Source organism: Pseudomonas sp. W2I6, from assembly GCF_030815935.1.
GTDB lineage: Bacteria > Pseudomonadota > Gammaproteobacteria > Pseudomonadales > Pseudomonadaceae > Aquipseudomonas.
Map to the genome: position 1 here is coordinate 3,750,850 of NZ_JAUSXJ010000001.1, position 25,944 is coordinate 3,776,793.

The following is a 25,944-nucleotide window of genomic DNA, read 5'->3' on the forward strand; positions in this document are numbered from 1 at the left end:
CCTGCGCCAACAGGAACAATAAGTGAGCGTGCCATGCCCGCTTCATCCTGATGATCAAAGGCGCCGCCACCAACCACATCAGAGACGCCTTGGCTGCAACGCTGGGTTTCACCAGCAGCGCGGTATCGGGAAACGTCAAGACGCTGGCAATCGGAATCTATGAAGAGGTCAGCCAGTGAACATACGCAAAAAGACAAAAGATCTGAGCAATGTGAACGGCGACGTTAAAGACTGGAAAACAATGAGCGGAAAAGACCTCTACTATTCATTTTTTTTCATTGAGGATCCGCGACCACTGCTGAAGCGCTATATGCCGACCATTGCGAGCTGGATGCTTGCAGGATGTTTTTCCATCGCAATGATGGGGATCCTGGTTTTAGTGACCTACCTTGACAGTGCCCTCGAAGATCGCACGTTACGTAATTGGTTTTTTGGCGGATTGGCTGTGAGCATATTGTTTTCCCTGGCGCAGATTCAGGTTGTGTACGGGCGGCCTCATTGGGTCTGGATAAACGTAGGGATCTATTTCGTCTGTCTGCTGATATCTCTCCCTGCCATCACCTACCGCCCCAACACCTACCTCTACTCCATGGCCCTTCTTGGCCCTCTGGTGGGCTTGCTTATCCTCAACAGCAACCGCTGCCGGGAAATGCGCCAGAAAATGCTTGAGATCCGGCACAAACGCGAAGCGATCATTGCGACGCTCAAAGAACAGGGAAAATGGAAGTGGTGGTGACCTGCGCCAACAGGAACGGTAGAGTCACGCCCACGCCCGGCCTGCACACGGAACCCCAGGATGCCTTTCGACCCGATTTCACCGCACTACCAGCGCATTCGCGAACAGATCGCCCACGATATCGCGGCGGGTGTGCCGCAGGCGGATGAGAAATTCCCCTCCGAACGGGAGATGATCGAGCGCTTCGGCTGCACCCGGGTCACCTTGCGCCAGGCCTTGCAGCAGCTGGAAGCCGAAGGCCTGGTGTACCGGGAAAACCGTCGCGGCTGGTTTGTCAGCCCCCGGCGCATCCGCTATGACCCAACACGCATCAGCGGCTTCATGGATTACGTAAGTGCCCAAGGCCGTACGCCGCGCACCGAATGCCTGCACGCAGAGCTGCGCCCCGCGGGCGACTGGCTGGCCAGGCGGATGGGCCTCGCGTCGGCGGATGAGCCGGTGTTTTTCCTGCAACGGCGGCGCTGGATCGACCGGCGGCCGGTGTTGCTGGAGTTCAACGCGCTGCTGGCTAGCTGGTGCCCTGGGCTGCTGGACGCCGACTTGAATACCTCGCTGACCCAACTGCTGCGGGAGCGGTTTTCCCGGGTGCTGTCGCGGTGTGAGCTGGAGATGCACATTGGCACGGTGAATGAAGAACAGGCGGAGTTGCTGCAATTGTCCACCGGTTCCACCAGCGTGTATCTGGAACGCTTGAACTTCGGCGAGGATGACCAGCCGGTGGAGTTCGACCAGGAATTCTGGCGTCCGGATGCATTGTCCGTCGTGATGGAGACGCGCTACCCCGGGACGTGAATTTCACACCTGTGAAAGCTTGTGACTTGTTGCCAACGAACCCGTTTTCACTCGCTTGCAGCCCCTACTATCGAGTCCTCGTGCGCCCCTCACATGGACTGAACCGATGATCACCCGCCCCGAAAAATCCGCGTCGCCCCGCGTCGATCAACCCAACGCTCCCGAGCGGGTTTTCGACGCCGTCCTGAACAAAGCCAAAATCCTTGCCAGCACCGGGCTGGGCGACAAAACCGTCAAGCCCGAGGACTACAAGGAAGTCACCGCCCTCCCGGCCAAACTCGACATCGACAAGCTCAAGGTCATTTCCGAAGACAAGGACGCCGGGGTGATCTACTTCGAACAGGACGGCGCCAAATACAAGATCAGCGCCGAGGGCGCAGCCAACGCCCAGGACGGTTTCGACGCGCTGAAAAACCTGCGCTTCGGCCATGCCGTAGCCCCGGTCAACCAGGGCGGGCCCGACGAAGGTACCCCGCTGTACACCTTCCTCCAGACCCTGGCCGAAACCCAGGGCACCCCGGCCGGCAAGGCCATCGTCGAAAGCCTGAAGAACCCCGACCAGCAACTGCTGCGCGAAGACGGCGACGGCGTGCGCCTGGCCAACATCAAATCCGTGGGCAAGGCTGAAGACGGCATCCTCAAGATCAGTCTTGAAAACGGCAAGACTCTGGTCATTTCCGAATTGCTCACGCCCCAGGCGTTCAGCACCTACACCCAGGCCGGGGTGACCAAGGAAGCCCTCAATGACGGCAAATCCAAAGGTTATGAAGAAGTCACCAGCCTGCCGGGCGACCTCGATTTCAGCCAGTTGAAAGTGGTGTCCGAAGACAGCAGCGCCGGAGTGATCCTGTTCGAACACCAGGGCCACAAGTACGCGATCAGCAAGTCCGAAGCCGACCTGCCGCAGCCCGGCGCCGACCTCGGCAACCCCAACCCCAATGCGGGCGGCACCTTCTACAACTTCCTCCACGCCGTGCACGCCAGCGAAGGCTCGCAGGCCTTCGACTACATCAAGAACGCCCAGTCCCTGCCCGGCCAGGAACTGCTGCGCAAGGACGAGGCCAGCCTGAAGCTGGGCGACATCAGCAAGGTCGACGCGCCCATGGACGGCATCCTGGTGGTCAACCAGGCCGACGGCAAACTGCTGGTGGTGTCCAAGGACATCACCCCCGAAGCCTTCGCCGCCTACACCAGCAAGGGCCAAACCCTGGCCGGCATCGAAAAGGCCAAGGGCGACGGCTACACCCTCGCCGCCCCGGACGCTTACCTGGCCTCCACCGAAGACATCATGAGCGTCGGCGGCGCCGGTGATTATGGCCCGGGCCTGATCGCCTTCACCCAGCACAAGCCGGGGGGCAGCGAAGAGAAAATCGTGGTGTCGGAAGACAGCAACCCGCAGATGTTCGAGCAAATTTCCAGCTACCGCAGCGACATCGCCGCGCAGACCACCGACGTCGACAAGCTGCGCACCGATAACGGCCTGCCGCCCCTCAAGGACGTGTCCGTCGACAACCTCACCACCACCGAAAAAGATGAAGGCGGCAACCCGCTGTCGGTGCAGGACCTGTCGATGAAAACCCTGGTGGACAGCTACCGCGCCGGGGTCAAGGACGGCAGCATCGGCAAGGACGACCCGCGCGCCAAGTTCCTGCGGGCGGTGGAAGCCAGGAGCATGGCCGACAATGGCATGTCGATCATTCCCGAGCACGGCTTCGGCAACCAGGGCATCGCCACCACGCCCATCGACGTGACCTCGCGGGATGTACGCGACAACATCTTCGACACCAAGGCCATCGACCAGACCATCAACGACCTGCTCGGCGACTCGACCATCCAGCACGACATCAAGGCCAACCACGACGCAGCCCTGGGCAAGGTCGACGGCGGCCAGGCGAAGGTCGATGAGACCAGGCAGCGCCTGATCGACAGCACCTCCTCGGAGAACTTCACCCAGTACATCAAGTCCCTGCAGGACAGCGGCAAGACCGAACTGGCCACCCAGGAAATCCAGACCGCCTACACCGCCCTGGCCGATATCGACCCGGCCAAGGCCGATAACTTCCTGCAAAACCTGCAGATCGACGGCTACACCGATGCCGTTGAAAAGCTGATGGACGATCCCACCAAGATCTCCGACGACAACACCGCCCTGGCCACCACCGACAACACCATGGCAATCCTGTCGATGCTCAAGGGCAGTGCCGACGGCCTGCCGCGCCAGGCGCTGGGGGTTTATTCGAAGTTCGTCGACCAACTGCTCAAGGACAAAAACGCCGCCGCCGATTTCGGCAAGGCGATGATTTCCCTCGGCGACACCTGGCAGAAAAACGGCGTGATCAGCTTCAGCGACATCGACAAGGCCGTGAGCAAGGAGATCATGCCGGGCCTCAGCGAAGAGAACCGCAGCGCGTTCGTGAAGAACCTCAACTTCCTCAAGGACAACGGCGTACTCGGCTCTGTGGGCGGCGCAATCGGCATGGGCCGTATCGTCTACCAACTCGCCGGGCAAGGCGGCAAGCTGGCGGATACGCCGATGAAACGCCTGGGCATCGCCAACGACTTCCTTGGCTTCCTTGGCACCGGCTCGCACTTCGCCACGCTGGGCCTGAAGGTCTACGACAAATTGCGCGGCACCAACGCCTACAAGCTGATGGGCTTCGACCGTTCCCTGCCCGACCTGTGGGCCAAGCCCGGCGAGGGGTACCACGCGCTGCCCAAGGACGCCGAGGCGGTGCAGAAAAAGTACTTCGAGATCGTCGACCAGGCCATGGACGACGGCAAGGACGTGGGCAAGGCCCTCAACAGCGGCGGCTGGAGCGACGAAGGCGCGGCGAAGATCCAGGAAGGCATTGAAAAAGGCATCGCCAGCCGCGGCGGCGTGGCCGGGGCCGGGTTTGGCGCGAAATTCGCCAGCAGCGCGATCAAGGTGATCGGCATGGCCACCGACGTGGCAGGCGGCGTGATCAGTGTGGTGCAGGCCGCGTTTACCTTGCGTGATGGTGTGCGCGAGAAAGACCCGGTGAAAATCGCCTCGGGCTCACTGTCGATGGCCGGTGGTGTCAGCAGCCTGGTGGGCGCGGCCGGCGGCGTGCTGGGCACGCTGGGGGTGACCGGGCGGATCATTCCGTTCCTGGGGCCGGTGGGTTTCTTGATCTCCGGCGCGTTGTCGTTTGTCGGGGCGATCTTGAGCACGGTGCAGTCCCACAAGCTGCACAAGATCTCGATGCAGAACTGGGACCAGATCCAGGATTTCAAGCAGGACGGGCTGCTCAAGCCCAACGGGGATGAAGCGTACGTGTGGTTGCAGACCTACCTCTCCGACTGGGGCCAGCGGGATGCGCCGCAGGACCAGAGCATTTTTGATTTCCGCAAGGAAGAGTGGGATGCGCGGTCGAGTATCCGTGGGGGTGACCATCGGCGGGACCACCCGGACTTTATCGGGGACGGGAATAACCGTAACTCGGAGGACTACAAGTACTCGCTGAAACCGTCGGAATGGACCAATGAGAACCACGACATTATCTGGCGGGTGGGGGATGGGTATGGGGGTGAGTACCATGATGTGGACAAGCCCTGATCCGACTGACACACCCTAAATCCAATGTGGGAGCTGGCTTGCCTGCGATCGCAACATATCAGGCACCCTCTTCAGTGCCTGACCCAACGCTATCGCAGGCAAGCCCGCTCCCACATTTTGATCGGTGTTCGGCTCAAGATCGTCAGATCAACCGCGCCGCCACCAACCAGTCCGCCACCGCCTGGAACGAAGCATCCGGCACCGGATCCCCCGGCACCGTCTTGCGCGCAATCGCTTCCGCCAAGCCCTTGTCCGGCGCTTGCGGTATCCCTAAATCAAACGCCTCCTGCAACATCCCCAACGCTTCCTCCGGCGAAGCGCGGCACACCACCACCGGCACCGGCGTTTCACCACGCACATAACGCACGCCTATCACCCAGCCATCGGTGGTGCCGATCATCATCGACGCCCGGCCCAACCCCAGCTTGGTGGCCAGCGCCTGCATCTCCTGGCGCTGGCGTCGCCGTTCGCTCTTGATCAACGGGTCGCCGTCAATGTCCTTGCGCTCGCGCTTGGTCTCGCTGCGGGTCATTTTCATGTCGCGGCCGAACAGCCAGCGTTGCATCAACACATCCACCCCGCCCACCAGGATGAAGGCCGCGAGTACGGTAAACACCAGCGGCTTGAGCACCAGGAAAAACGTCGACTCGATACACCCCGCGCCACACCGCGACGACTCCATCAACGCCTGCAACGCATGCCGCCCCACCACGTAGAACGCCACAGCCAGCACATGCACCTTGATCAGGCCCTTGATGAACTCCACAAAGTTGCGCAGGGCAAACAGCTTCTTGAAGCCTTCCGCCGGGTTGATACGCTTGAACTCCGGCTTGATCGGCTCCACGGAAAACACAAAGCCACGCATGGTGATGATATTGGTCAGGATCACCACCCCGGTGGTCACCGCCATCACCGGCAGGGTAATACCGATCACCAGTTGCTCGGCATGGTCCAGCACCCGTGGCCAAACCGTGGCGAAGGGTTCGATGTAGATCTGCGCAGTGAGGTCGATCAGCGCCGTGACCTGGGCCTGGGCCCGGGGCGCGAGGATGGAAATGCACAGGGTGCAGAACAGGATGACCATGCCCGAGACCAGGTCCTGGCTCTTGGCGACCTGGCCTTTCTTTCGCGCGTCCTTGAGTTTTTTATCCGTGGCCGGCTGGGACTTCTCTTCGCTGGTATCGCCCATGCGCTACTCCATGCCCGCGAGGGTTTTCAGCAGCTCCACGGTGCCGCGAAATTCCGCCAACTGGTCCAGCATCAACGGAATCAGGAAGCCGATGTAGATCACCATCAGGATCGAGAAAAACAGGTTTTTCACCGGCAACGACAGGTCGAAAATATGCAGGTTCGGCGCCATCCGCGACAGGTACGCCAGCATCAAATCAGTGACCAGCAGCGAGATGATCAGCGGCGACACCATCAGCACCCCGACGCGCATGATCTGGTCGAGAATCGACAACACCGCCAGCAACGCCGAGCTGGCAAATACCGGGGTAAACGCGGTCACCGGCCACAGCTGGTAGCTGTGGTAATAACCGTCGACCATCAGGATAAAACCGCCGGACATGAAGAACAGCGTGATCAACATCACCGTCAGCAAGGTGGACATCACACTCGACTCCCCGGTGGACAACGGGTCCACCAGTTGCGCCATGGTCGAACCGCGCTGCAGGTCGATCAACTCCCCCGCCACTTCCGCCGCCCAGAACGGAATGCCGAACAACAGGCCGATCAGGATGCCGATCAGGAATTCCTTGATCAGCAACCCGGCGATAAACAGGCTGCCGTGGTTGGGCATCGAGGTCATGGCGTCGAACACCGGCATGAACATCGGGATCGAAATCGCCACGGCCACGCAGCCGCGAATCATTCCGGTGAGCCCGAGGCGGTTGAACGCCGGGGTGATCACCACCACGCCCATGGCCCGGCAGGCCGCCAGCGAGGCCGAGCTGATCACCGGGTAGGCGACTTCGAGAAACTGTGCGGTAAGGCTGGCATCCATGGGCGGTCAGCGCGTCCACAAGGGAAAATTGTCCAGCACCTGGCTGCCGAGTTCCGCCACTTGCCCGGCCAGCACCGGGCCGAGAAACACGATAGTCAACAATACCGCCACCAGCTTCACCACCTGGGGCAGGGTCTGGTCCTGGATCTGGGTCAGCGCCTGGAACAGGCCCACGCTCAAACCCACGATGATCGCCACCCCCAGCGCAGGCGCGGAGAGCATCAGCACGGTCATCAGTGCCTGTTTCATCAATGACAGGAAAACGTCCTGGCCCATGGGTCGTGCCTCAGCCGTAACTCAGAATCAAACCGTGCATCAGGCGCGACCAGCCGCTCAATGACACGAACAGGAAGATTTTCAGCGGGATCGAAATCAGGTTCGGCGAGACCATCGACATGCCCATCGCCATCAGCACGTTGGACACCAGCAAGTCCACCACCAGGAACGGGATGTACAACAGGAACCCGATCTCGAAGGCCCGGGTCAGCTCCGAACTGACAAACGCCGGGATCAGCACCACGAGGTCGTCATCCCGCAGGTCGGCACGGGCTTCCGGCGACCAGATGGTCTCGGTGGCCTGCACAAAAAAGCCGCGCTCGGACTCGTTGGCAAACCGTGCCAGGTGCGCCTGTAGCGGCGGGCGCAGGGCGTCGCCGAGGTCCTTGAGTTGCTCGACGTGCTCGATATTCAGGTCGCGGCCCTCTACCTGGCGGTACATGTCGCCAATCAACGGCGTGGTGACGTACACCGAGAGAATCAGCGCGATGCCGTACAGCACCAGGTTCGGCGGCGTCTGCTGCACGCCCAAGGCGTTGCGGATCAGGAACAGCACCACCGAGATTTTCATGAAGCCGGTGAGGGTCACCACCGCCAACGGGATCAACCCGATGGTGGCAACCACCAGGATGATCTCGATCAGGTTCGGCTGATAACCGGTCATGGGGTGGCGAAACTCAGTAGGCGCACGCCCAGGCCGTCACCGATTTTCACCAGTTGGCCCTGGCCGACGCGACGGCCGTTGACCATCAGGTCGACGCCATCCACGGTCGGCGTATTCAGTTGCAGCAGGCTGCCCGCCCCCAGTTCCCGCAGTTGCGCCAGGGTCAGTTCCAGGCTGCCGACCTGGCACACCAGCTTGAGGGGCAAATCGTCCAGGGCCGCGGCGGCATCGACGTCAGTCATTGTGTTCTCCATGTCCAAAAGGGGCGTGTTCAGAGGTTCCTGCACCTGCAGCGACGAGCCGTCGCGCTGGCAGCGGGCTTGCAGGCGGCCCTCAAGGTCCAGCAGCCAGCCGCTGCCGGGCTCGAGCATCAGCACATCGCCGGGCTGCAGGCTGCGCAGCTCGCCGAGGCTCAACCATTGCCGCCCGGCCACTACTGACAGCGTGTGGCGCAACGCCGGCAACGGGTCGGCGTCGATCTGGCCGTGCTGGTCCAGCAACTGGCCCACCAGCACTGCAGCGCTTTCACTCAAGTCCAGTTGGGCGGCCATTGGCGGGTGGTTGCCGAAGGTCAATGTCAGCGCCAGATGCACTGCATAAGGCCGCAGGTCGTCACTGGTTTCGAGCAGTTGCACGGGGTGGCCGAGCAACGGTTCGAGGCGCTCGATCAGGTCCAGCACGGCCAGTTCCAGCAGCAGCGAACGCGGTAATGCCGGCAGCACTTGCGCATCGAACTGCAACGCCAGCGGCACCAGTACGTGTTCCAGGGCGGCAGCCGAGAGTCGCAAGCGCACCGGTGACTGGCCGAGCAACAGCAACACATCCCGGGGTGTTTTCAGCGGCTGGGGATCGGCGGCCCAGGCGACGCTCAGATGCTGCCCGGCGCAGCGGCCCTGCCACGCATGGCGCCGGCGGTGCAATTGGTTATGCAGCGTGAGCAGCGCCGGGTCGTAGTGCTCAAGCCAGGGCGCCAACGGGTCGGCAAGGGCCACGATCATGTGCCGAGTCCTTGCTCTTCACGCAGCTCGCCGGCCACCCGTTCGCTGCTTTCACGCCCGTCCAGCAGGCTTTGCCAGGCATCGGACTGGCGCTGGCGGCTCAGGCGCTCCTGGCGAAACAGCTCACGCTCGCGCTCCTGGGTTTGCAGGGTACTGGACACGTGGCTGACGTCGCCTTCAAGCACCTGCTCATCGTCGGCCAAGCCCCGCAGGCGATCCTGGGCGGCCTGCCAACTGGCCACCGACAGGCCTTCGGTGAGGGAAGCGTAAATCTCGCCGGCTTCATGGGCAACGGCCTCACGGTGCAGGCGCAGTTGTTCCTTGGCGTCGGTCAAGGCGCCGTGGGTTTGCGCGCAGCGTTGCTGTTGCGCCGCCAACTGGCTCGCCGCCCGCTGTTCGCGCAGCACCCGCAGGGTTTGCAGGGTGCGCAGTTGTTCAGTCTTCATCGGTTCTTTTCTCCATCGTCATACCAACAGCGCACTCACTGAGTGCATGAAGATCGAATGTGGGAGCTGTCGAGCCCCGGCGAGGCTGCGAAAGCGGTGGGTCAGGCAACATTGATGTTGGCTGTGCTGACGCCATCGCAGCCTCGCTGAAGCTCGACAGCTCCCACACTGGAGCTTGCTGCGCTTTCGGACTCATGCCAGCACATGGCGCATGCGGATCAAGGTGTGCATGAAGATCAAGTGTGGGAGCTGTCGAGCCCCGGCGAGGCTGCGAAAGCGGTGGGTCAGGCAACATTGATGTTGGCTGTGCTGATGTCATCGCAGCCTCGCTGAAGCTCGACAGCTCCCACACTGGAGCTTGCTGCGCTTTCGGGCTCATGCCAGCACCTGGCGCATGCGGATCAAGGTGTGCATGAAGATCAAATGTGGGAGCTGTCGAGCCCCGGCGAGGCTGCGAAAGCGGTGGGTCAGGCAACATTGATGTTGGCTGTGCTGACGCCATCGCAGCCTCGCTGAAGCTCGACAGCTCCCACACTGGAGCTTGCTGCGCTTTCGGGCTCATGCCAGCACCTGGCGCATGCGGATCAAGGTGTGCATGAAGATCAAATGTGGGAGCTGTCGAGCCCCGGCGAGGCTGCGAAAGCGGTGGGTCAGGCAACATTGATGTTGGCTGTGCTGACGCCATCGCAGCCTCGCTGAGGCTCGACAGCTCCCACACTGGAGCTTGCTGCGCTTTCGGGCTCATGCCAGCACCTGGCGCATGCGGATCAAGGTGTGTTCGGGGCTGCTGGGTTCGTCGGCGTTCTGGCGCAGGAAGGCTTCGATTGCCCCATGGCGGGTGATCGCTTCGTCGGCCAGCGGGTCGCTGCCGGCGGAGTACTCGCCGACGCGGATCAGCATTTCGATCTCGCCGTAGCGCGCCATCAATTCACGGATGCGCATCGCCAGGCGCTTGTGTTCATCACCGGCGACCTGCTCCATCAAGCGGCTGCGGCTGCGCAGCACGTCCACCGCCGGGAAATAGTTGCGCTGCGCCAGTTCGGCGCTGAGGGCGATATGCCCGTCGAGGATCGAACGCGCTTCCTCCGCCACCGGATCGCTGGCGGCGTCGCCTTCGGTGAGCACGGTGTACAGCGCGGTGATGCTGCCGGCAGGGCCCGGGCCGGCGCGCTCGAGCAACTTGGGCAAGGTGGCAAAAAACGACGGCGGATAACCGCGGCGGGTCGGCGGTTCACCCACGGCCAAGCCGATTTCGCGCTGGGCGCGGGCGAACCGCGTGAGGCTGTCCATCAACAGCAGTACATTGCGGCCCTGGTCGCGGTGGTACTCGGCCAGGGTGGTGGCGACAAATGCCGCGCGCACCCGCTCGGCGGCCGGGCGGTCGGAGGTGGCGACGACAGCAACGGTGCGTGCGCGGGCCGTGGCGTCCAGTTGCACGTCCAGCAGTTCGCGCACTTCCCTGCCCCGCTCGCCGATCAAACCGATGACAATCACATCGGCCTCGCTGTTGCGGATGATGCTCGCCAACAAGGAGGATTTACCCACACCGGGCTCGCCGAAGATGCCCATGCGCTGGCCCTGGGCGAGGGTCAGCAAGCCGTCGATGGAGCGGATGCCCAACGCCATGGAGCGCACGATCAATTGCCGGGAGAACGGGGCCGGTGGCTCGGCATGCAAGGGGTAGGTCTGCAGGTTCAGGGTTGGCGGTACACCGTCTCCGTCGAGAAACTCGCCCATGGGGCTGATCACTCGCCCCAATTGCGCATCGCCCACGGCCACACCCAGGCTTTCGCCGGTGGCAATGATTTGCGTGCGGGTCGACAGGCCTTCCATGGAACCGATGGGCGACAGGATCGCTTCGTCGCCATCAAAACCGATCACTTCGGCGCTGAGGCTGCGGCCACTGACCGGGTCGCGCAGGTGGCATAGTTCACCGATGCTCGCGCCCGCCACGCTGGCCCGCAGCAACACCCCGCGAATGCTCAGCACCGTGCCCTGCATCGGACGCAAGCGGGCCTGGGACAGCCGCTCGGTCAGGCGCGGCAGCAGTTGATCGAGGTTCATGCCACGCCCTCTTCGGCAAAGGGCAACAGGCTGCGGCGCAAGCTTTGCAGTTGCGCCTCCAGTCCCAGCTCAACCGAACCCGCCGGGCTGCTCAGGCGGGCCTGGCCGGCGCCCAGTTGCGCATCGGCCTCCACGGCGATGCCGTCCTTGAGCAACTGTGGGCGCAGGGCATTCACGTCTGCGGGCGGCACCCACAACGTCAAGGCCTGGCCCTGGCGAAACGCGCTCAGGGCCTGGCGTGTGCAACGCACCACGCGGTCGGTGTCATCCAGTTCGCCGAGTACTTCACGCACGATGCCCAGGGCAAGGTCCGCCAGCGACGCCTCAAGCCCGGCCAGGTAATGCTGGACTTGGGCCTGGGTTTCCAGCAGCAACTGTGCAACCTGTTCGGCACCTTCGCGGCGCGCACTTTCAAAACCCTCGGCGCGGGCGGTGTGCAGCCATTGGTCGCTGTCGGCCTTGATCTGCTCGGCGTGCGCCCTGGCGGCTTGCACAAAGGCAAAGCCATCGGTCCATAACGCCGCTTCATCGGCGCGCAAAATCCGCGCGGCTGGACGGCTGGGTAATTCACTCATGGGCAAGCTCCTCGGCGAGTAACCGGGCGGCGACGGTCTGGACGATCTCCAGGTCGCGGGGCAAGCGTCCGCTGTAGCCCTTGGGCGCGACAAACCGCAGGGGCAGCCAGCCTTGCAACTCGGCAGGCTGGGCTTGCAGCCAGGCGGCGACACAGGTGAGACCATCGCGGTCGATGGCGTCGATCAACTCGGCGGGCTCGCGCAGCAGGTCGGCCGCGCCGCCCAACTGCCGGTGCGCGAGGGCCAGGGCAAAGGCTTCCTGGCCAAGGCCCTCGCGCAATTCATTGACCACTTCGCGGCGGATCTCCCGGCTCAGGGTCGAGCCATGCCAGATCGCACCACACAGCCTGGGCAGACGCGCAAATTGCGCCGGGCTCAGCAGCAGCACCGGCAAATCAGCGGCGGGCGGCGTGACCAGATGCGTCAGCGGCGCCAGCTGATAATGGCTGGCCAGCAGTTGCTCCAGCCGCGAGCGAAAACGCGGCTGCCCATGCAGGGCTTGCAGCACCTCGACCGGCAGGCCTTCGCCAAAACACTCGCCAAGGCTTTGCTCGCGCACAAACTGCAACGGCTGGGCGATCAGCCCCTGCCAACGCTCAACCAGGCTCATTCACCCTCCTTGAGCACATACAACGCCTGGGACTGGCGCCGCGCCCATTGCTGGCGGGCCAACACACCACCCGCGCCGAGGGCGAGCAGCAGCAAGCCACCGAACAGCAACCGCGCCTGGTTGAGGTTGTCTTCCAACAGCCACAGGCCCATGAAACGCGCGAGTCGCGGTTGCGCCGGGTTCTGGCTGATGGACACCGCGGCCTTGATCGCCGTCACCGACACACCGTCATAGCTCAGGCCGGAAATGCCGTTGGCCACCAGGGTCTTGATCTGCGGGATCAGCGTGTTGATGTCGGTGCCCGGGTCGTAGCGCACCAGCACCGAGGCTGACGACGGCGAAATCACCCGCTTGAGCAGGTCATTGTCCGGCAGCACCACGTGCACCCGCGCCGAGACGATGCCGTCGATCTGCGACACCGAGTGGGACAGTTCTTCGCTCAAGGCATAGATCATCTGCGCCCGCTCCTGCACCGGCGACGACACCAGGCCATTGCCCTTGAACACCTCGCCCATGTTGGAAAAGCTCTGCTGCGGCAGGCCGGCGTTGTCCAGCAGGGTCATGGCCTCGGCGAAGCGCTGTTCGTCGACCACCACTTTCAACTGGCCGTTGTCCTGCACCTTGCGCGTCGCCGGGATGCCGTCGCGCAGCAGCACCGCGACCATGGCGTTGGCGTCGCGCTCGCTGAGGTTGGTGTAGAGGTCCATGTCGCAGGCCTGCAAGAGGCTGGCGAGCACGCCGATCAGCAGCAGGCGCAGGGCACGATTCGGGCTTGGCATAGCGTTATTGACCCTTGAGCAGCGTGTTGGCGGAACCGGAAATCTGCGTCGCACCGCGCACCACCATCTGGGTTTCGATGGAGTAGTCGAACATCTTGCCCAGTGAATGGACGATCTGGTCGACCTGCTGCTCGGCGACTTTCTTGCCCGGTTCTGCGGTGGGCGAGGCACCCGAGGTGCGGATATCCGCAGCGGCCACTTGCGGCGGCGCCGAGGGGTTATTGGTGAGCAAATCGGCGCGCTCGGAAAAGGTCCGGGAGCGGTCGATAAAACTGTTCAGGCGCTCCATCAGCCCCGAGCCGATCTGATGGGGGCTGGCGCCCTCGGGCATGCCCTTGGCCGTATTGGCCATGTGCTCGAACAGATTCTGCGAGGCCCCGGCGGGCCCCGCGCCGGCGGACGGCGGCAAGGCCGTGGCGCTGGCAGCGAGACTGATGGTCATGGGTGTGCCCTACTCTTCGTCGTCATCGGACATGGCGTCATTCAGCATTTCCTGGGCCTTGGGCATGATGATGAATTGGCCGCCGATGGTGACCGCCTGGGTGATCAGGGCATCGGTGAATTCGGCGTCGGTCATCTCCGGTTTATCGGCGCTCTTGGCGTTGTCCACCGCGGCGTTGAACTTGGCTTCAGGGCTGGCGCCACCGGGGGCGAGGCTGCTGTCTACGGCGGTTACGGACATGGTCATGCTCCTTTACTGGGGTTGGGGTGAATCAAGGGGTTTCAGTGCTCACCTGGGCGCCGCGAAACACCCGCACGCCGTGCTCGCGCGCCACGACAGGCGGGTTGGCCTTAGGTTGCAGGTGATCCACATGCTGCTGGACCAGCGCCAGGTACGGCGGCGGCCCGGAGACGAAGACTTCATCGCCCTCGGGGCCGTTACGCATCGACAACTGCTGGCCGAACACATCGAGGTTGTTCAGATAGGCCTGCAACTGATCCAGGTTCAGGGCGTTGGCCTTGAACAGCTTGGTGGTGATTTCATCGCTGGCATTGAGGTACAGCAGGTTGCCGTCGAAGTACCAGGTCAGGCCGTTGGTGCTGCACAACGTCTGCAAAAACTCCCCGGCGGTGGCGGCGCGCACGGTGCTGCGGGCCTTGCCGCGGACCTTGTCGGAGAGCACCAGCGGGATATCGAGGTTGTGGCCGAACTCTTCGAGGGCGGCGCGCACGTCCTGGTCCACCAGCACATAGGCGTAGGGTTTGGCGAACCATTCGGGCTCTTCGTCGGCGTGGGCGATCGAGGCACCCAACAGCACCGACAGACATAGGAGCGCCATGGAAAATATGCTTACATGACGTCCGCCTTCGCCCAACGAGTTGTGACGATGACCAAACACTTTTTGCTTGCCGGCAGCCTGTTGCTGGCTGCCTGTTCCAATACTGCGCCGAGCGATTCCGACCGCTCGCTGAAGCTGGCCGACGACCTGAACAAACGCGGCGACTACGCCAGCGCGGCGGCGCTGTACGAACGTGCGGCCCAGCAACCGGGCGCAAGCATCGACTTGTGGCTCAAACTCGGCCAGGCACGGCTCGACGGCAACGACGCGGTCGGTGCCGAGCGCGCCTTCCAACAGGCCCTCGGCCTTCAAGCGCACAACGCCGACGCCCTGCTGGGACTGGGCACCGCGCAACTGCGCCTGGGCAAAAGCCAACGCGCCGTGACGGCCCTGGGCCAGGCCGCCGAGGCCAGCCAGTCGCCGGTCGCCTACACCCGACTGGGCATTGCCCAGGTGTTGAACGGCCAGGCCGTCGCGGCACAAACCGCGTTCGCCAAAAGCCTGGGCCTGCAACCCGACGACCTCGACAGCCGCTGCAACCTGGCCCTGGCCTACGCCCTTGGCGGCCAGGCGCAGCAGGCCTTGGACACCATCGCCCCCGTCACCCAATCGCCCCGCGCGTTGCCACGGCATCAGCGTAATGAGCTGCTGGTGCTGGTATTGGCGGGATACGAACAACGGGTGGCCAGCTTGCCGCTGGACGATATACCGGCGGCTGAGCGCGCACGCCTGATCACGGAAGCCAACCGCATCAAAGCCATCAGCGATCCGATTGCGCAAGCGCGGGAATTGGGGCTGGTGGATACGCACTAAATCCAACTGCTTTTGATCTTGCTGTTGCTGTTGCACTGCTTTTGATTTTGATCTATCAGGCCCCGTCAACCACGATGGCCGCAAGCAGGCACGGTGGAGCGGGTAAATCGGCAGGGAAGCCGATTTAGCCGCGCCGGGCCATGGATGGCCCGTCGCGGCGGCCCGCGGAACCGGGCCGGAGTGCGGGCATGCCGAGCCTAGGCGAGGCACCGAGTGGTGGGGCAAAGACCTTTTGGTTACTTTTGGGGCGTTTGCCAAAAGTGACCCGCTGTAAGAGCGGAACCCTAAGTGGCCGTTACCGCAGGAATGGATATGTACGCGGTAAGCTTCAAGATCCCGGTCGCCTACCAGTCCGCTTTCGCGAGCAAGCCCGCTCCCACATTTGGATGGTGGTGTTACAGATGGATCTGCTGGGTCTGGAATACCGCTATCGCAGGCAAGCCAGCTCCCACAGTTGGACTGTGGTGTGACAGATGGATCTGCTGGGCCTGGAATACCGCTATCGCAGGCAAGCCAGCTCCCACATTGGGTCTGTGGTGTGACAGATGGATCTGCTGGGCCTGGAATACCGCTATCGCAGGCAAGCCAGCTCCCACAGTTGGACTGTGGTGTGACAGATGGATCTGCTGGGCCTGGAATACCGCTATCGCAGGCAAGCCAGCTCCCACATTGGGTCTGTGGTGTGACAGATGGATCTGCTGGGGCTGGAATACCGCTTTCGCGAGCAAGCCCGCTCCCACATTTGGATGGTGGTGTGGCAGATGGATCTGCTGGGCCTGGAATACCGCTATCGCAGGCAAGCCAGCTCCCACAGAGGACATGTGAACGCAGGTTCATTGCTCCGCTCCCGGAGCGCCCGCCTTGGCCTCTTGCTGAGCCTGACGCCGCTGCAACTGCTCCCGATCAAACCCCTCGATATACACCTGCGCCGCCCGCCCAACCGGCGCCGCCATCGCAGGCCCCGTCGCCCGCCCCTGATTCAAATCCTGGCGCTGCTCCACCATCTGCATCAAATTCAGATTGTTGGCGCAGCCCAACGGCAAGGTCGCCTTGAAATCCTCGTCCAGCCCAATCTCGTCCTTGGCCGGCGGCTGCTGGCACTGGCTTGGCACCCCGTCCGCCTGATACTGCGGCGAGTAATACACCGGCGCCAGATGCGTCTTGCAGCCCACCACCAACAGGGGCAAACACATCAACAAACGCGAAACTTTCATGCCATGCCCCCTCATCAATTCATGTAGAAACCAAACGCCCCACCACTGCGCGGCCCCGCCGCTGCGGCGGTCGCAGGCTGCGCATCCAGCGGCGTGGCCAGGGTGCGACTGCGCACCGGCTCCACCAGGTACGGCGTGATCAAAATCACCAATTCGGTTTCATTGCGCTGAAAACGCTTGGAGCGAAACAGGTTGCCCAGGATCGGCAAGTCCCCCAGCAACGGCAGCTTCTCGATGTCCTGGCTGCTCTCACGCTGGAACAAACCGGCAATCGCAAACGTCTGCCCGCTGCCCACTTCCACCCGCGTATCGGCGCGGCGCACGCTGAACGACGGCACATGGAAATTGCCGAAATCCACCGTGCCGCCACTCACCACACTGCTGACCTCCGGGCGCACTTGCAGGGCGATCCGGCCGTTGGGCAACAGCGTCGGGTTGAACAGCAGCGACACGCCGAACGACTTGTATTCGATCCCCACCAGGTCCCGATTCACCGGCACCGGGATCGCCACTTCGCCGCCCGCCAGGAAGCTCGCGGTTTGCCCGGTCATGGCGGTGATGTTCGGCTCGGCCAGGATTTGCAGGATCCCGTTGGCCTGCAACGCGTCGAGCATGCCGTCGATATTGGTATTGCCCGAGCCGCTGCCCGCCGCCGCCAGGCCACCGGCGGTGGCGGCTGCCAGCGGTCCGCCGGTGATCAGGCCAAAGGAGAACGTGCCGTTGCTGAACATGGCGTTCCAGTTAACCCCGTAGTGCAGCAGTTCCGAGCGGGACACTTCGGCGAAGCGCACACGCAAGTTGACCTGGGCGGCACCGGCGTACTCAGTGGTGTTGACCGCGCTCTGGAAGCCCTGGCCCTGTGGGTTGAGCAAGGCATTCAAATCCGTCGCTTCTCCAACCGAACGCACCGTGCCCTTGGCGATCAATCGGTTACCGGCACCGCTGATCTGCGCGCCATTGCCGGGATGCAATTCCTGCATCGGCGCAGTCACTGCCTGGGTCGCGCTACTGACCGCCAGGCTCAGGCTGGCAAGCTGTTTGCCGTCGCTGCCGAGGGCAATCAGGCTGGTATTGCCCGGCGCCTTGCCGAAGATATAGATCACCCCGGGCGACACCACTTGCAGGTCGGCAATCCCCGGCTCGGCCACCAGTACCGACTCCACCGGGGCCACAAAATGCAGGATCCGGCCTTCACCGGAGGCCAGGTTGATAGCCCCCTGGGCACCGTTGGCGATGTCCTGGGCACTGCAGAAAAACGAGGTCAACGTCAGCAACAACAGACAAAAACGGATCATGAGGCAGACGCCAGGGAAGTGACGGAAGCCGCGGCAGGTGCACGGCGGTTGGAGATATCGGTAAGGCTGATGGTCACCAGCGCTTGCAGGTTGTATTCGGTGGCCAGTTCGCGAAACGACAACACCGCCAGCTCCAGTTCACCGCGCAGCACCAGGCGCCGCAGGCTGCGGCGCAGTTCCGGGTGCACCAGCAATACCGCACTGTTGGCTTCAGTGGTTTTGTCGCAGGCCTGGCGCAGTTGGGCGAGCAACGCGCGGTTGACTTCCTCGGGGATCACTTCACGGCTGGGCTCCTGGCGACGCAGGGATGCACGCAACTGGTCTTCCAATCCCGGCGCCAGCACCAGGGCGCCAATCACCCGATTGCGGTCGGCGTACTGATGGCTGATCTGCCGCGCCAACCCTGCACGCAGGTGTTCGGCCAGGCGGCCGGCATCGGTTTCCCGGGCGCCCCACTCCACCATGGCTTCGAGCAAGGCCCGCTGATTGCGGATCGACACGCCCTCTCCCACCAGCAGGCGCAGGGTCTCGGCCACCCGCTGCAACGGCACCAGGCGCAGGGCTTCCTTGACCAGTTCGCCGTAGGTGGCTTCGGTGCGTTCGAGCATCAGGCGGGTTTCCTGGATGCCGAGGAAGTCTGCGGCATAGCGGCGCAGGCTGCGTTCCAGCACGCCACGCAGGACTTCGTCCGGCAGCAGGAAACCGATGCCGGCGTTGCGCAACGCGTCTTCGTGCTGACGCTCGATCCAGTGCGCGGCACGACCGTTGAGCGGCGAATCGGCTTGCAGGGTGGCGATGTCCAGCAACTGCACATGCACCGGATCGTCCTGCAACAGCAGGCAGTTGATCGGCATCTCGCCTTCGCTGACGGGTACGCCTTCCAGTGACACGCGGTAGCTGCCCGGCGTGGCCTTGGCGTCCATGTGAATGCCCGGCACCGGCATATCGACGCCGAGGTCGCTGCGAATGTCGTGACACAGCGCTTCGATGCGTTGGCTCAGTAGTTGGCGCGGGGCGCTGAGGGCCAACGCACTGCCGAGGGTCAGCAATACCCGAGTGTCGGGGGCCACGCCATAATCCTGCTCGGCCTGCACTTCAACCACCGGTTCCAGGGTCTCGACCAGTGCTTCAGGCTCTACCTGGTTTTCACGGGTATGACGGCGGTACATCACGAAGGCCGCACCACCGAACACCAGCGACAACCCGAGGAACACCCAGGTCGGAAAGCCCGGTATCACGCTGACGCCGACCATGATCAGTGCGGTCAAACCGAGGGCGCGGTAGCTGGTACCCAACTGCTTGAGAATCTCGCTGCCGAGGTCACCCGCTTCGCCGTCGCTGTTGACCCGCGTCACCACGGTGCCCGCCGCTACCGAGATAAGCAGCGCCGGGATCTGTGCGATCAAACCGTCGCCCACGGTCAGCAGCGAATAGGTGTGCACCGCCGCGCCGAAGGCCATGTCGCGCTCGATCATGCCGATCAGCATGCCGCCCAGCAGGTTGACCGCGAGGATCACCAACCCGGCAATCGCATCGCCCTTGACGAACTTCATCGCCCCGTCCATCGCGCCGAACATCTGGCTCTCGCGCTCCAGGCGTGAGCGCCGGCGGCGGGCTTCGGCCTGGTCGATATCGCCGTTGCGCAGGTCGTTGTCGATGCTCATCTGTTTGCCGGGCATCGCATCCAGGGTGAAGCGCGCCGCCACTTCCGCGACCCGCTCGGCGCCTTTGGTGATCACCACGAACTGCGCCACGGTGATGATCAGGAACACCACCATGCCCACCACCACCTGGCCGGCAATCACGAAGTCACCGAAGGCCTTGACGATATGGCCGGCGTCGCCGTGCAGCAGAATCAAGCGGGTGGTGGTGATCGAAAGCGACAGGCGAAACAGGGTGCTGAGCAGGATCAGCGGCGGCAGCGCGGAGAATTCCACCGAGTGGCCGATGTAGAACGCCACGATCAGGATCAGGATGCTCAGGGCGATGTTCAGGCCGATCAGCATGTCCACCAGGTAGGTAGGCAGCGGGATGATCATCATCACGATCGCCATCAGCATGAACGCGACGATGATCACGTCGGTACGCTGGGCGGCCATGCGCGCGATGCCGTTCAGGCGATTGAGCAGGTTCATGGCGCGGCTCTCCGTGCAGCGAGGTAGCGTTTGAAGCACTGGCGCGCTTCGTCCTTGCGTTCGCCGTACCACAGCGCCCGGGCACGCAGCAGCAACAGGCTGGCAGACTCACCCTCCAGCGCGACCAGCCGATCCAGGGCCGCGAGTGCGCGGGTGAAGTCGCCGCTGTCGGTGAACGCCAGCACCAGCGAGCGCAACAGTTGGCCATCGTCGGGCGCGACACTCACCGCAATCAGCAACATCACCAGCGCGCGCTGGGACTGGCCGTTGCGCCGGTACAGCTCGCCAATGCCCTTGAGCAATTGCACCGCGTCGTCGTTGTCCCGGGGCATCAGGCCTGGACCTCCGAGCGTTGTTGTTCGAGGGTGCGGCGCATCTCGATTTCCTCGCTGATCAGGTCGTGGGCCAATGCCTTGATCTGCGGCTCGGCGTCGAGGTTCGGCAACAGGTGCTGCATCACGTGTTCCAGCAGTTCCAGGGAACGTGCGCTGCCGAACAGCAGCGAGTCGACGCCGGCGGCGCTGGTGAGTTCTTCCAGGTCACTGCGCAGGGAGCGGCGGGACTGGACCTTGCGGGTTTTCAGCAACGCTTCGAAAGCCGTGGCCTGGCGCGAGTTGACCGGGCGGATCGCCTCGACCGGCGCGCTGCGCACGTCACTTGGAATCAACGGACGGGGTTCGACTTTCATCCCGGGGCCTTAGCTGAAAAAAGCAGCGTCATAGGGTGAAGGTGAAGCGTTCTTCGCCACGGGCGAGGATCACCTGGTTGTTCTCGATGCGCTCCAGTACCCAGTTGTCCGCCAGGGCCGCGCCGGGGTACAGGCGCTTGCCGCTGTCATTGATCACATAGGGGTTGGCGCCGAACCACACGGCTTGAAAGCGCACCCGTGGCCGGGCCGCATCTGCACGCACGGCGACCCGCGGGTTGAGCACGATCTGCTGGCCGTAACGCTGGTCGAAGGCTTGTTGCAGGGCGACCCATTGAGGCTTTTGCGCGCGCTCAAAGGAGCCGACGGCGTTGAGTTGGCCATCGATGTCGTTGACCTTCACGGCGTCCAGGTGGGCGGCCTGCAATTGCCCTTCGAACCAGGCCTTGGCCTCGGCACGGGAAGGCTTGGCTGCGGTTGTTTCGGCAACCGGCATTACGGTTTGCGCTTGCGGTGGATCATTGCGAAATGCCAGGGCGCCAGCGCATACAAAGAGCAACGCGGTGGCGATGATCCAGGGCGTTAACGTGCGTGTCGTCGCAGGCGTTTTTTCAGGGCTGCCCGGCAGCGCCAGGCTCACACCCGCCGTGCCGATACGCAGTTGCAGCGGCAGCCGCGCGCGATGGCCGCTGCCTTGGGGAATACGGATATCGCCGGCAGTGCCGGTGATCAGTACATCGCCGCCGAGGGCCTCGACGGCCACCTGGGCCCCTTCAAAACGCAGGCGCAGGTGCAACTCGGCAATCCCGGGATCGCTGAGCTGGAGGTCGGCCGCCAGGGCGGCGCCAAGGGTGTAGACCGGCTGGTCTAGCATCAGGGAACTGCCCTGGTGCAAACCGTGGGTCACAAGCAGGGTCGGCGCGCCGTTCGCGGCGGGCAGGCCCAGGGAAATCAAGGCTGTCATGGTTGGGTTTGCCCCCTTGAGAATCACAGGCCGCAACGACGCCTGTGCCGATCAACAACGGTGCAACGGGGTAAGGCAGGTATACGGGCAGCGCCGGCGCTGCCCGCATGGCGAATCAGTTCTGCGGACGCTGTTTGGTGGCGTCGAGCTCTGCTTTTTTCGCGGTGCTGATCTCGGTGATCTTGGCCGACTTCTCGATGGCCATGTTGAAAGTTGCTTCCATCTTCGCGATAGCGTCGTCGGCGCCGCCTGCACTTACTGGTGGAGTAGTAGCCATGTTCAATCTCCTTGCATCGATAGGGAAGTTAAGCCGCATGCAAACCGAAACAAACTCCCAGCGTCAGACAGTGAGTTGGCCATGCAGCCGTCGGTTTGCATGGGAACCATACTACTCACGAACAAAACGCCTTCGCTGTGAAAGCTTGTGAAACGTTCATGGCAGGTGCTGTGAAAAATCCGGCTCAACGTGCCGTTGAGAAAATCTCATCGCCGCGCGGGCGTGGAACTTTTGTTAAAAAACCAATACACGACGAGACCCAATGTTTACGGGGGCACAACCTGAAAAACGAACCAACTCGAACAATTTACGAGCCCGTTACCCCTGGGTAAAAACGTTGATCACTCAACAATTCCAGAAAATAAATCCGACAACTTCACACTTTTAACTAATAGCCATTTGCCCAACTTTGCAGATATTTCCATTTGTAACAAAACCGACTTGATCATCGCGTTTGATAGCTCGGCGCGGGTTAACCCAATAACACTTCGCAACTTTCGCCCGCCCCAGTTAGTGCACTTGCACTAAATATCGACTGATATAAAACAACTTCCAGGTGATCTATGACTGCGATCCCGAATGGCCTTGACCCTGCCGACAACAAGGGCCCGGATGGCTCCCGGAGCACGTTCGAAAAAGCCCTGTTCACCGCCGTCGACAAGCCGGTATTCGACCCCTCGAAAATCCGCGGGCCGTCCATTCCGCTGCCGTACCAGAACGTGCAGGCACCGGTGAACAACAGCATCACCTACACCCCGCTGGGCAGCGACAAACCGGTGACCCTCAAGCAGATCGACAACCCCAGGCTGTTTGAGCAATTGGTCAACCAGTACAACGCACAGCAAAGCGACGCGACCCTTGAGAAGAATCTGGCCGACAGCAAAGGCGCCGGCTACAAGGAGGCCGACGCCAGCACCGTGGCGCCTGGCCTGGGCAACTACAAGGCGATCGGCAGTACCACCGAATTGGGCCCGGGACTGATCCGCTACGAGACCAGTGCCGGCGACAAAATCGTGGTCAGCCAGAAGGAAACACCCGCGCTGTTCGCCCAGGTCAGCGGCGACTCGGCCAAGCTCTTTGCGATCAATGCCAGCCAGGCCGAGGGCTACCGCCTGGCCGGCCCCATGGAAACCATGGACCCGGCAGCGAATATCGGCCCGCCCGAAGAAGTCGGCCCGGGCCTGATTCGCTATACCACGGCGTCGGGCGACAAGGTGATCGTGTCCCAGGACATCACCCCCGCGCTGTACGACCAGGTGGCCAAACTGTATGCCGGCAGCACCGGCGCGGCGGGCGCCTCGGACACGTCCTGGATCGACACCTCATCGTTTGGCGTGTCGGGTGCCAAGGACTGGGACACCATCACCGGCAACACCAGCGGCACGCCGACCAAGGAAGAACTCGACCTGAACCGGCCCAAGGCGGCCGCGCAATTGCTCTCGCAAAACTGGGACGCCTGGGGCCTGCATGGCGCGCCGATCGACTTCGCCAACCCACCCACGACACTCCCCCCCGAGGCCCAGGCCGTACTCAAGTACGTGGCCAGCAGCCCGAGCCTGATGGCCGCGCTGGATACCGGCGGGCGTGGCAAGGCCGACAATGTGATCACCCATTCCGATGTCGACCATTTCATCGACAACGCCGGCAAGGACCTCGGCGCCGCGTCGAAATCCTATGGCAGTTTCCTCGGCAGCAAACCCGGTGACCTGGCCAAGGCGAATGCCAAGTCGGCGGCAATCCTGATGGCCAACGAGAGCCTGGCCGCTGGCGCAGGTCCGGCGATGCGCCCCGGTGACGCCAACCAGCGCAGCAACGACGGCATGCTGCGCAGCGACAACCTGCAAGCCTTGGGCAGCGATTCGGCCCTGAGCACCGAGCTGACCGGCGCGGCGGCCATGTGGTCCAGACCCGGGATGTTCCACGCCCTGGAAACCGGCGGCGACAACCCCGCCACCGGCAAGTCGGACGGCATCGGCACCCGCGACAACATCGGCGCCTGGCTCGAAAAACAGGCGCCGAAAACCGACAGCGACACCCTGACCTTCCTCGACGGTGCCGCCACCCGCGATGCGGTCGCAGGCGTCGACACCTCGGGCCTGACCGCCGACATCCTGGCCAACCCGCAGAACTACAGCGGCGAACAGAAAGCCGCGGTGCTGGTGCAGTTGACCGATGCACAAACCCGCCTGCTGGTCAGCGACTACGTGCCCCACGCCGGGTTGATGGACAAGTACACCTCGCCCCACTACGGCCTGAACCCCAACGAAGACAAAATCAAGGCACAGCTGCAAAGCGGCATCGAAACCCTCTCGGCCGACCCGGACGTGCAAGGCTTCCTGCAAAACAATCGCGGCCCGGCACTGGCCGACATCGTCGACAGCAACCCGGCGATGAAAATCGCGATGCAGAACTACTACACCGACGACATCGAGACCGGCAAAAACCTCACCGACAATCTCAACGCCAAGGACCAGAACGGCAAGCAGATCGACATGGGCATGGGCCTGCAAAACGCGGCCAACGATACGACCATCGCCAACCTGGCGCTGGGGGGCAACGGCCATGTGGACCTGACCGGCATCGCCGACAAGGCCGGGCAAAGCGACAACATCCAGCAGTACTACAAAAACCAACTGGTGACCGGCAAGGCCTTTACCGACGCGGTGGCCGGCGGTATGGACCCCACCGTGGCGGCCAGCAGCTTCGCCGCCAGCACGGCCTCGGCCCAGGCCTTCCTCGGCGACAAGGCCTCGGCGGATGACGCCGCCACCTTGCAAGTGAATTTCAACGAAGCCCTTGGCGACGCCCTGCTCGGCGGCGCCACCACCGACACCCTGAACATCACCCTGGGGGACGGCAAGGGCAACTTCGACGAAGCCAAGGTCACTGCCGCGATCAACGACGCCCAGCAAAAAGATCCAGAGATGTTCGTCACCTCGGATGGCGGCAAGATCGACCCGGCGCAAGTGGTGTCGATGCTGCGTTCGGTATGGGATATCGGGCGCCAGGGCAACAAGATCGCCGACGCGCTGCCCAAGGCCATCGAAGGCATGAAGTTCGGCGACGTCAGCCCGGCATTCAAGCAAGGCCTGTTGCACATCGGCAGTGCGGTGTTGATGAGCGGCGTGCTGATGGCCCGTTCGGCCAGCGGCAGCAACACGCCGGTGGCGGACGCGAACCGGGTATCCGCCGGGCTGCAATTTGCCGGGCTGTTGATGGAGGGCGGCACCAAATACGCCAAGGAAGCGGGTTACGGTATCACCTGGGTCAACCGCCCGGATGGCGGCACCATTGGTGACTTCCCCGGCAAGGTGCCGGTGGGCAAGGGTCCGCTGAGTCCGCAGCAAATCGCCAACCTCGGTGCGGCCGGCAAGATCATCGGTTCGGCGGGCGGGATTATCGGCGGTGTGATCGGGGTGATTGGCGGTGTCGACTCGTTGAAAAAAGGCGACTACCTGAGCGGCAGTTTCTCGGTTGCCACCGGCGTGCTGGGTACGGGTGCGGCGGTGGCCGGGTTGGTGGAAGCCGGGGCCGGGTTGTACGGGGCCACGGAAATCGGCGCGGTGGCCGGGACCATCAGCGGGATCCTCGGCGGGGCTACGGCGATCCTTGGCGGGATCGGCAGCGCGTTCCTGCCCTTCGCCCTGGCTGATGCCCATGGCAAGGCGCAGGACGCGTTCTATGGCCAGCTTGCGCCGGTGCTCAAGCAATACGGGTTGACTGGCGGGCCTACGGAGCCGGGTGATTATCCTGAAGACCCGATCCCGGCGATCAACACCTGACCTTCCCTTGCAGCCT

General features: G+C 63.1%; 26 protein-coding genes. 6 read left to right on the forward strand and 20 right to left on the reverse strand.

Annotated elements, in window-relative coordinates; genetic code table 11:
* Positions 1-50: 50 nt before the first annotated feature.
* The 4 genes from QF039_RS17390 (at position 51) to QF039_RS17405 (ending at position 5,105) form a co-directional block, all read left to right on the forward strand.
* Positions 51-179 carry a hypothetical protein gene (locus QF039_RS17390; RefSeq protein ID WP_373462011.1) on the forward strand — a complete coding sequence of 43 codons (129 nt, stop codon included), beginning with the start codon at positions 51-53 and terminating at the stop codon, positions 177-179.
* Positions 176-736, forward strand: coding sequence for a hypothetical protein (locus QF039_RS17395; protein WP_134326967.1), 561 nt, complete (start codon positions 176-178; stop codon positions 734-736). Before QF039_RS17390 ends, QF039_RS17395 begins: the two co-directional genes overlap by 4 nt.
* 60 nt (positions 737-796) lie before the next feature.
* Positions 797-1,528 (forward strand): GntR family transcriptional regulator, encoded by a 732-nt coding sequence (locus tag QF039_RS17400; protein ID WP_307519705.1) that lies wholly within the window; start codon positions 797-799, stop codon positions 1,526-1,528.
* A 106-nt stretch (positions 1,529-1,634) separates the two neighbouring features.
* Positions 1,635-5,105 carry a hypothetical protein gene (locus QF039_RS17405; protein ID WP_307519707.1) on the forward strand — a complete coding sequence of 1,157 codons (3,471 nt, stop codon included), beginning with the start codon at positions 1,635-1,637 and terminating at the stop codon, positions 5,103-5,105.
* A gap of 142 nt (positions 5,106-5,247) precedes the next feature.
* Here the strand turns inward: QF039_RS17405 and QF039_RS17410 are convergent, their stop codons facing one another.
* From QF039_RS17410 to QF039_RS17470, 13 genes are all read right to left on the reverse strand, one after another.
* Positions 5,248-6,294 carry an EscU/YscU/HrcU family type III secretion system export apparatus switch protein gene (locus tag QF039_RS17410; RefSeq protein WP_003208311.1) on the reverse strand — a complete coding sequence of 349 codons (1,047 nt, stop codon included), beginning with the start codon at positions 6,292-6,294 and terminating at the stop codon, positions 5,248-5,250.
* Positions 6,295-6,297: 3 nt separating this feature from the next.
* On the reverse strand, positions 6,298-7,110 hold the full coding sequence (gene sctT, locus QF039_RS17415; protein WP_003208312.1) for a type III secretion system export apparatus subunit SctT: 813 nt from the start codon (positions 7,108-7,110) through the stop codon (positions 6,298-6,300).
* A 6-nt stretch (positions 7,111-7,116) separates the two neighbouring features.
* On the reverse strand, positions 7,117-7,386 hold the full coding sequence (sctS, locus tag QF039_RS17420; protein WP_003208314.1) for a type III secretion system export apparatus subunit SctS: 270 nt from the start codon (positions 7,384-7,386) through the stop codon (positions 7,117-7,119).
* A gap of 10 nt (positions 7,387-7,396) precedes the next feature.
* Positions 7,397-8,050, reverse strand: coding sequence for a type III secretion system export apparatus subunit SctR (sctR, locus tag QF039_RS17425; RefSeq protein ID WP_003208316.1), 654 nt, complete (start codon positions 8,048-8,050; stop codon positions 7,397-7,399).
* The gene (gene sctQ, locus QF039_RS17430; protein WP_307519715.1) at positions 8,047-9,048 is read right to left on the reverse strand and encodes a type III secretion system cytoplasmic ring protein SctQ; all 1,002 of its coding nucleotides are present in this window, start codon (positions 9,046-9,048) and stop codon (positions 8,047-8,049) included. Before sctQ ends, sctR begins: the two co-directional genes overlap by 4 nt.
* Positions 9,045-9,494 carry a hypothetical protein gene (locus QF039_RS17435; protein ID WP_003208319.1) on the reverse strand — a complete coding sequence of 150 codons (450 nt, stop codon included), beginning with the start codon at positions 9,492-9,494 and terminating at the stop codon, positions 9,045-9,047. Before QF039_RS17435 ends, sctQ begins: the two co-directional genes overlap by 4 nt.
* 741 nt (positions 9,495-10,235) lie before the next feature.
* Complete coding sequence (locus QF039_RS17440) at positions 10,236-11,558, reverse strand: FliI/YscN family ATPase (protein WP_177021011.1); 1,323 nt, start codon at positions 11,556-11,558, stop codon at positions 10,236-10,238.
* Positions 11,555-12,133, reverse strand: coding sequence for a FliH/SctL family protein (locus tag QF039_RS17445; protein ID WP_177009714.1), 579 nt, complete (start codon positions 12,131-12,133; stop codon positions 11,555-11,557). Before QF039_RS17445 ends, QF039_RS17440 begins: the two co-directional genes overlap by 4 nt.
* Positions 12,126-12,743, reverse strand: coding sequence for a type III secretion protein (locus QF039_RS17450; RefSeq protein ID WP_307519720.1), 618 nt, complete (start codon positions 12,741-12,743; stop codon positions 12,126-12,128). Before QF039_RS17450 ends, QF039_RS17445 begins: the two co-directional genes overlap by 8 nt.
* The gene (sctJ, locus tag QF039_RS17455; RefSeq protein ID WP_177009713.1) at positions 12,740-13,522 is read right to left on the reverse strand and encodes a type III secretion system inner membrane ring lipoprotein SctJ; all 783 of its coding nucleotides are present in this window, start codon (positions 13,520-13,522) and stop codon (positions 12,740-12,742) included. The genes QF039_RS17450 and sctJ overlap by 4 nt, the downstream gene beginning before the upstream one ends.
* A gap of 4 nt (positions 13,523-13,526) precedes the next feature.
* Entirely contained in the window at positions 13,527-13,964 is a 438-nt protein-coding gene (locus QF039_RS17460; protein ID WP_003208328.1) for a hypothetical protein, read from the reverse strand.
* Between the two features lie 9 nt (positions 13,965-13,973).
* The gene (locus tag QF039_RS17465; protein WP_307519723.1) at positions 13,974-14,204 is read right to left on the reverse strand and encodes a hypothetical protein; all 231 of its coding nucleotides are present in this window, start codon (positions 14,202-14,204) and stop codon (positions 13,974-13,976) included.
* A 31-nt stretch (positions 14,205-14,235) separates the two neighbouring features.
* On the reverse strand, positions 14,236-14,802 hold the full coding sequence (locus QF039_RS17470; protein ID WP_307519725.1) for a type III secretion protein: 567 nt from the start codon (positions 14,800-14,802) through the stop codon (positions 14,236-14,238).
* A gap of 48 nt (positions 14,803-14,850) precedes the next feature.
* Between QF039_RS17470 and QF039_RS17475 the strand changes: the two genes are divergently transcribed.
* The gene (locus QF039_RS17475; protein WP_008433171.1) at positions 14,851-15,615 is read left to right on the forward strand and encodes a tetratricopeptide repeat protein; all 765 of its coding nucleotides are present in this window, start codon (positions 14,851-14,853) and stop codon (positions 15,613-15,615) included.
* Positions 15,616-16,448: 833 nt separating this feature from the next.
* On the opposite strand, the gene QF039_RS17480 is transcribed toward QF039_RS17475, so the two are convergent.
* The 7 genes from QF039_RS17480 to QF039_RS17510 all read right to left on the reverse strand — a co-directional run bounded on the left by QF039_RS17480 (position 16,449) and on the right by QF039_RS17510 (position 22,146).
* On the reverse strand, positions 16,449-16,829 hold the full coding sequence (locus tag QF039_RS17480; protein ID WP_003207261.1) for a hypothetical protein: 381 nt from the start codon (positions 16,827-16,829) through the stop codon (positions 16,449-16,451).
* A gap of 14 nt (positions 16,830-16,843) precedes the next feature.
* The gene (locus QF039_RS17485) at positions 16,844-18,124 is read right to left on the reverse strand and encodes a type II and III secretion system protein family protein (RefSeq protein ID WP_307519728.1); all 1,281 of its coding nucleotides are present in this window, start codon (positions 18,122-18,124) and stop codon (positions 16,844-16,846) included.
* The gene (gene sctV / locus QF039_RS17490; RefSeq protein WP_307519730.1) at positions 18,121-20,259 is read right to left on the reverse strand and encodes a type III secretion system export apparatus subunit SctV; all 2,139 of its coding nucleotides are present in this window, start codon (positions 20,257-20,259) and stop codon (positions 18,121-18,123) included. Before sctV ends, QF039_RS17485 begins: the two co-directional genes overlap by 4 nt.
* A complete protein-coding gene (locus QF039_RS17495; protein WP_087694813.1) occupies positions 20,256-20,591 on the reverse strand; it encodes a lipopolysaccharide assembly protein LapB in 336 nt (111 codons plus the stop codon). The genes sctV and QF039_RS17495 overlap by 4 nt, the downstream gene beginning before the upstream one ends.
* Positions 20,591-20,947 carry a hypothetical protein gene (locus tag QF039_RS17500; protein WP_003207269.1) on the reverse strand — a complete coding sequence of 119 codons (357 nt, stop codon included), beginning with the start codon at positions 20,945-20,947 and terminating at the stop codon, positions 20,591-20,593. Before QF039_RS17500 ends, QF039_RS17495 begins: the two co-directional genes overlap by 1 nt.
* A 28-nt stretch (positions 20,948-20,975) precedes the next feature.
* Positions 20,976-21,869 carry an FHA domain-containing protein gene (locus QF039_RS17505; RefSeq protein WP_102369495.1) on the reverse strand — a complete coding sequence of 298 codons (894 nt, stop codon included), beginning with the start codon at positions 21,867-21,869 and terminating at the stop codon, positions 20,976-20,978.
* Positions 21,870-21,984: 115 nt separating this feature from the next.
* Entirely contained in the window at positions 21,985-22,146 is a 162-nt protein-coding gene (locus QF039_RS17510) for a hypothetical protein (RefSeq protein ID WP_003207273.1), read from the reverse strand.
* Between the two features lie 563 nt (positions 22,147-22,709).
* Between QF039_RS17510 and QF039_RS17515 the strand changes: the two genes are divergently transcribed.
* Positions 22,710-25,928 carry a type III effector HrpK domain-containing protein gene (locus QF039_RS17515; RefSeq protein WP_307519736.1) on the forward strand — a complete coding sequence of 1,073 codons (3,219 nt, stop codon included), beginning with the start codon at positions 22,710-22,712 and terminating at the stop codon, positions 25,926-25,928.
* Positions 25,929-25,944: the final 16 nt, after the last annotated feature.

Bases quoted from the DNA above. Each gene is read 5' to 3' on its own strand.
- QF039_RS17390 (WP_373462011.1), top strand. From the start codon at position 51: ATGATCAAAGGCGCCGCCACCAACCACATCAGAGACGCCTTGGCTGCA.
- QF039_RS17400 (WP_307519705.1), top strand. From the start codon at position 797: ATGCCTTTCGACCCGATTTCACCGCACTACCAGCGCATTCGCGAACAG.
- QF039_RS17405 (WP_307519707.1), top strand. From the start codon at position 1,635: ATGATCACCCGCCCCGAAAAATCCGCGTCGCCCCGCGTCGATCAACCC.
- QF039_RS17410 (WP_003208311.1), bottom strand. From the start codon at position 6,294: ATGGGCGATACCAGCGAAGAGAAGTCCCAGCCGGCCACGGATAAAAAA.
- sctT (WP_003208312.1), bottom strand. From the start codon at position 7,110: ATGGATGCCAGCCTTACCGCACAGTTTCTCGAAGTCGCCTACCCGGTG.
- sctS (WP_003208314.1), bottom strand. From the start codon at position 7,386: ATGGGCCAGGACGTTTTCCTGTCATTGATGAAACAGGCACTGATGACC.
- sctR (WP_003208316.1), bottom strand. From the start codon at position 8,050: ATGACCGGTTATCAGCCGAACCTGATCGAGATCATCCTGGTGGTTGCC.
- sctQ (WP_307519715.1), bottom strand. From the start codon at position 9,048: ATGATCGTGGCCCTTGCCGACCCGTTGGCGCCCTGGCTTGAGCACTAC.
- QF039_RS17435 (WP_003208319.1), bottom strand. From the start codon at position 9,494: ATGAAGACTGAACAACTGCGCACCCTGCAAACCCTGCGGGTGCTGCGC.
- QF039_RS17440 (WP_177021011.1), bottom strand. From the start codon at position 11,558: ATGAACCTCGATCAACTGCTGCCGCGCCTGACCGAGCGGCTGTCCCAG.
- QF039_RS17445 (WP_177009714.1), bottom strand. From the start codon at position 12,133: ATGAGTGAATTACCCAGCCGTCCAGCCGCGCGGATTTTGCGCGCCGAT.
- QF039_RS17450 (WP_307519720.1), bottom strand. From the start codon at position 12,743: ATGAGCCTGGTTGAGCGTTGGCAGGGGCTGATCGCCCAGCCGTTGCAG.
- sctJ (WP_177009713.1), bottom strand. From the start codon at position 13,522: ATGCCAAGCCCGAATCGTGCCCTGCGCCTGCTGCTGATCGGCGTGCTC.
- QF039_RS17460 (WP_003208328.1), bottom strand. From the start codon at position 13,964: ATGACCATCAGTCTCGCTGCCAGCGCCACGGCCTTGCCGCCGTCCGCC.
- QF039_RS17465 (WP_307519723.1), bottom strand. From the start codon at position 14,204: ATGTCCGTAACCGCCGTAGACAGCAGCCTCGCCCCCGGTGGCGCCAGC.
- QF039_RS17470 (WP_307519725.1), bottom strand. From the start codon at position 14,802: ATGGCGCTCCTATGTCTGTCGGTGCTGTTGGGTGCCTCGATCGCCCAC.
- QF039_RS17475 (WP_008433171.1), top strand. From the start codon at position 14,851: ATGACCAAACACTTTTTGCTTGCCGGCAGCCTGTTGCTGGCTGCCTGT.
- QF039_RS17480 (WP_003207261.1), bottom strand. From the start codon at position 16,829: ATGAAAGTTTCGCGTTTGTTGATGTGTTTGCCCCTGTTGGTGGTGGGC.
- QF039_RS17485 (WP_307519728.1), bottom strand. From the start codon at position 18,124: ATGATCCGTTTTTGTCTGTTGTTGCTGACGTTGACCTCGTTTTTCTGC.
- sctV (WP_307519730.1), bottom strand. From the start codon at position 20,259: ATGAACCTGCTCAATCGCCTGAACGGCATCGCGCGCATGGCCGCCCAG.
- QF039_RS17495 (WP_087694813.1), bottom strand. From the start codon at position 20,591: ATGCCCCGGGACAACGACGACGCGGTGCAATTGCTCAAGGGCATTGGC.
- QF039_RS17500 (WP_003207269.1), bottom strand. From the start codon at position 20,947: ATGAAAGTCGAACCCCGTCCGTTGATTCCAAGTGACGTGCGCAGCGCG.
- QF039_RS17505 (WP_102369495.1), bottom strand. From the start codon at position 21,869: ATGACAGCCTTGATTTCCCTGGGCCTGCCCGCCGCGAACGGCGCGCCG.
- QF039_RS17510 (WP_003207273.1), bottom strand. From the start codon at position 22,146: ATGGCTACTACTCCACCAGTAAGTGCAGGCGGCGCCGACGACGCTATC.
- QF039_RS17515 (WP_307519736.1), top strand. From the start codon at position 22,710: ATGACTGCGATCCCGAATGGCCTTGACCCTGCCGACAACAAGGGCCCG.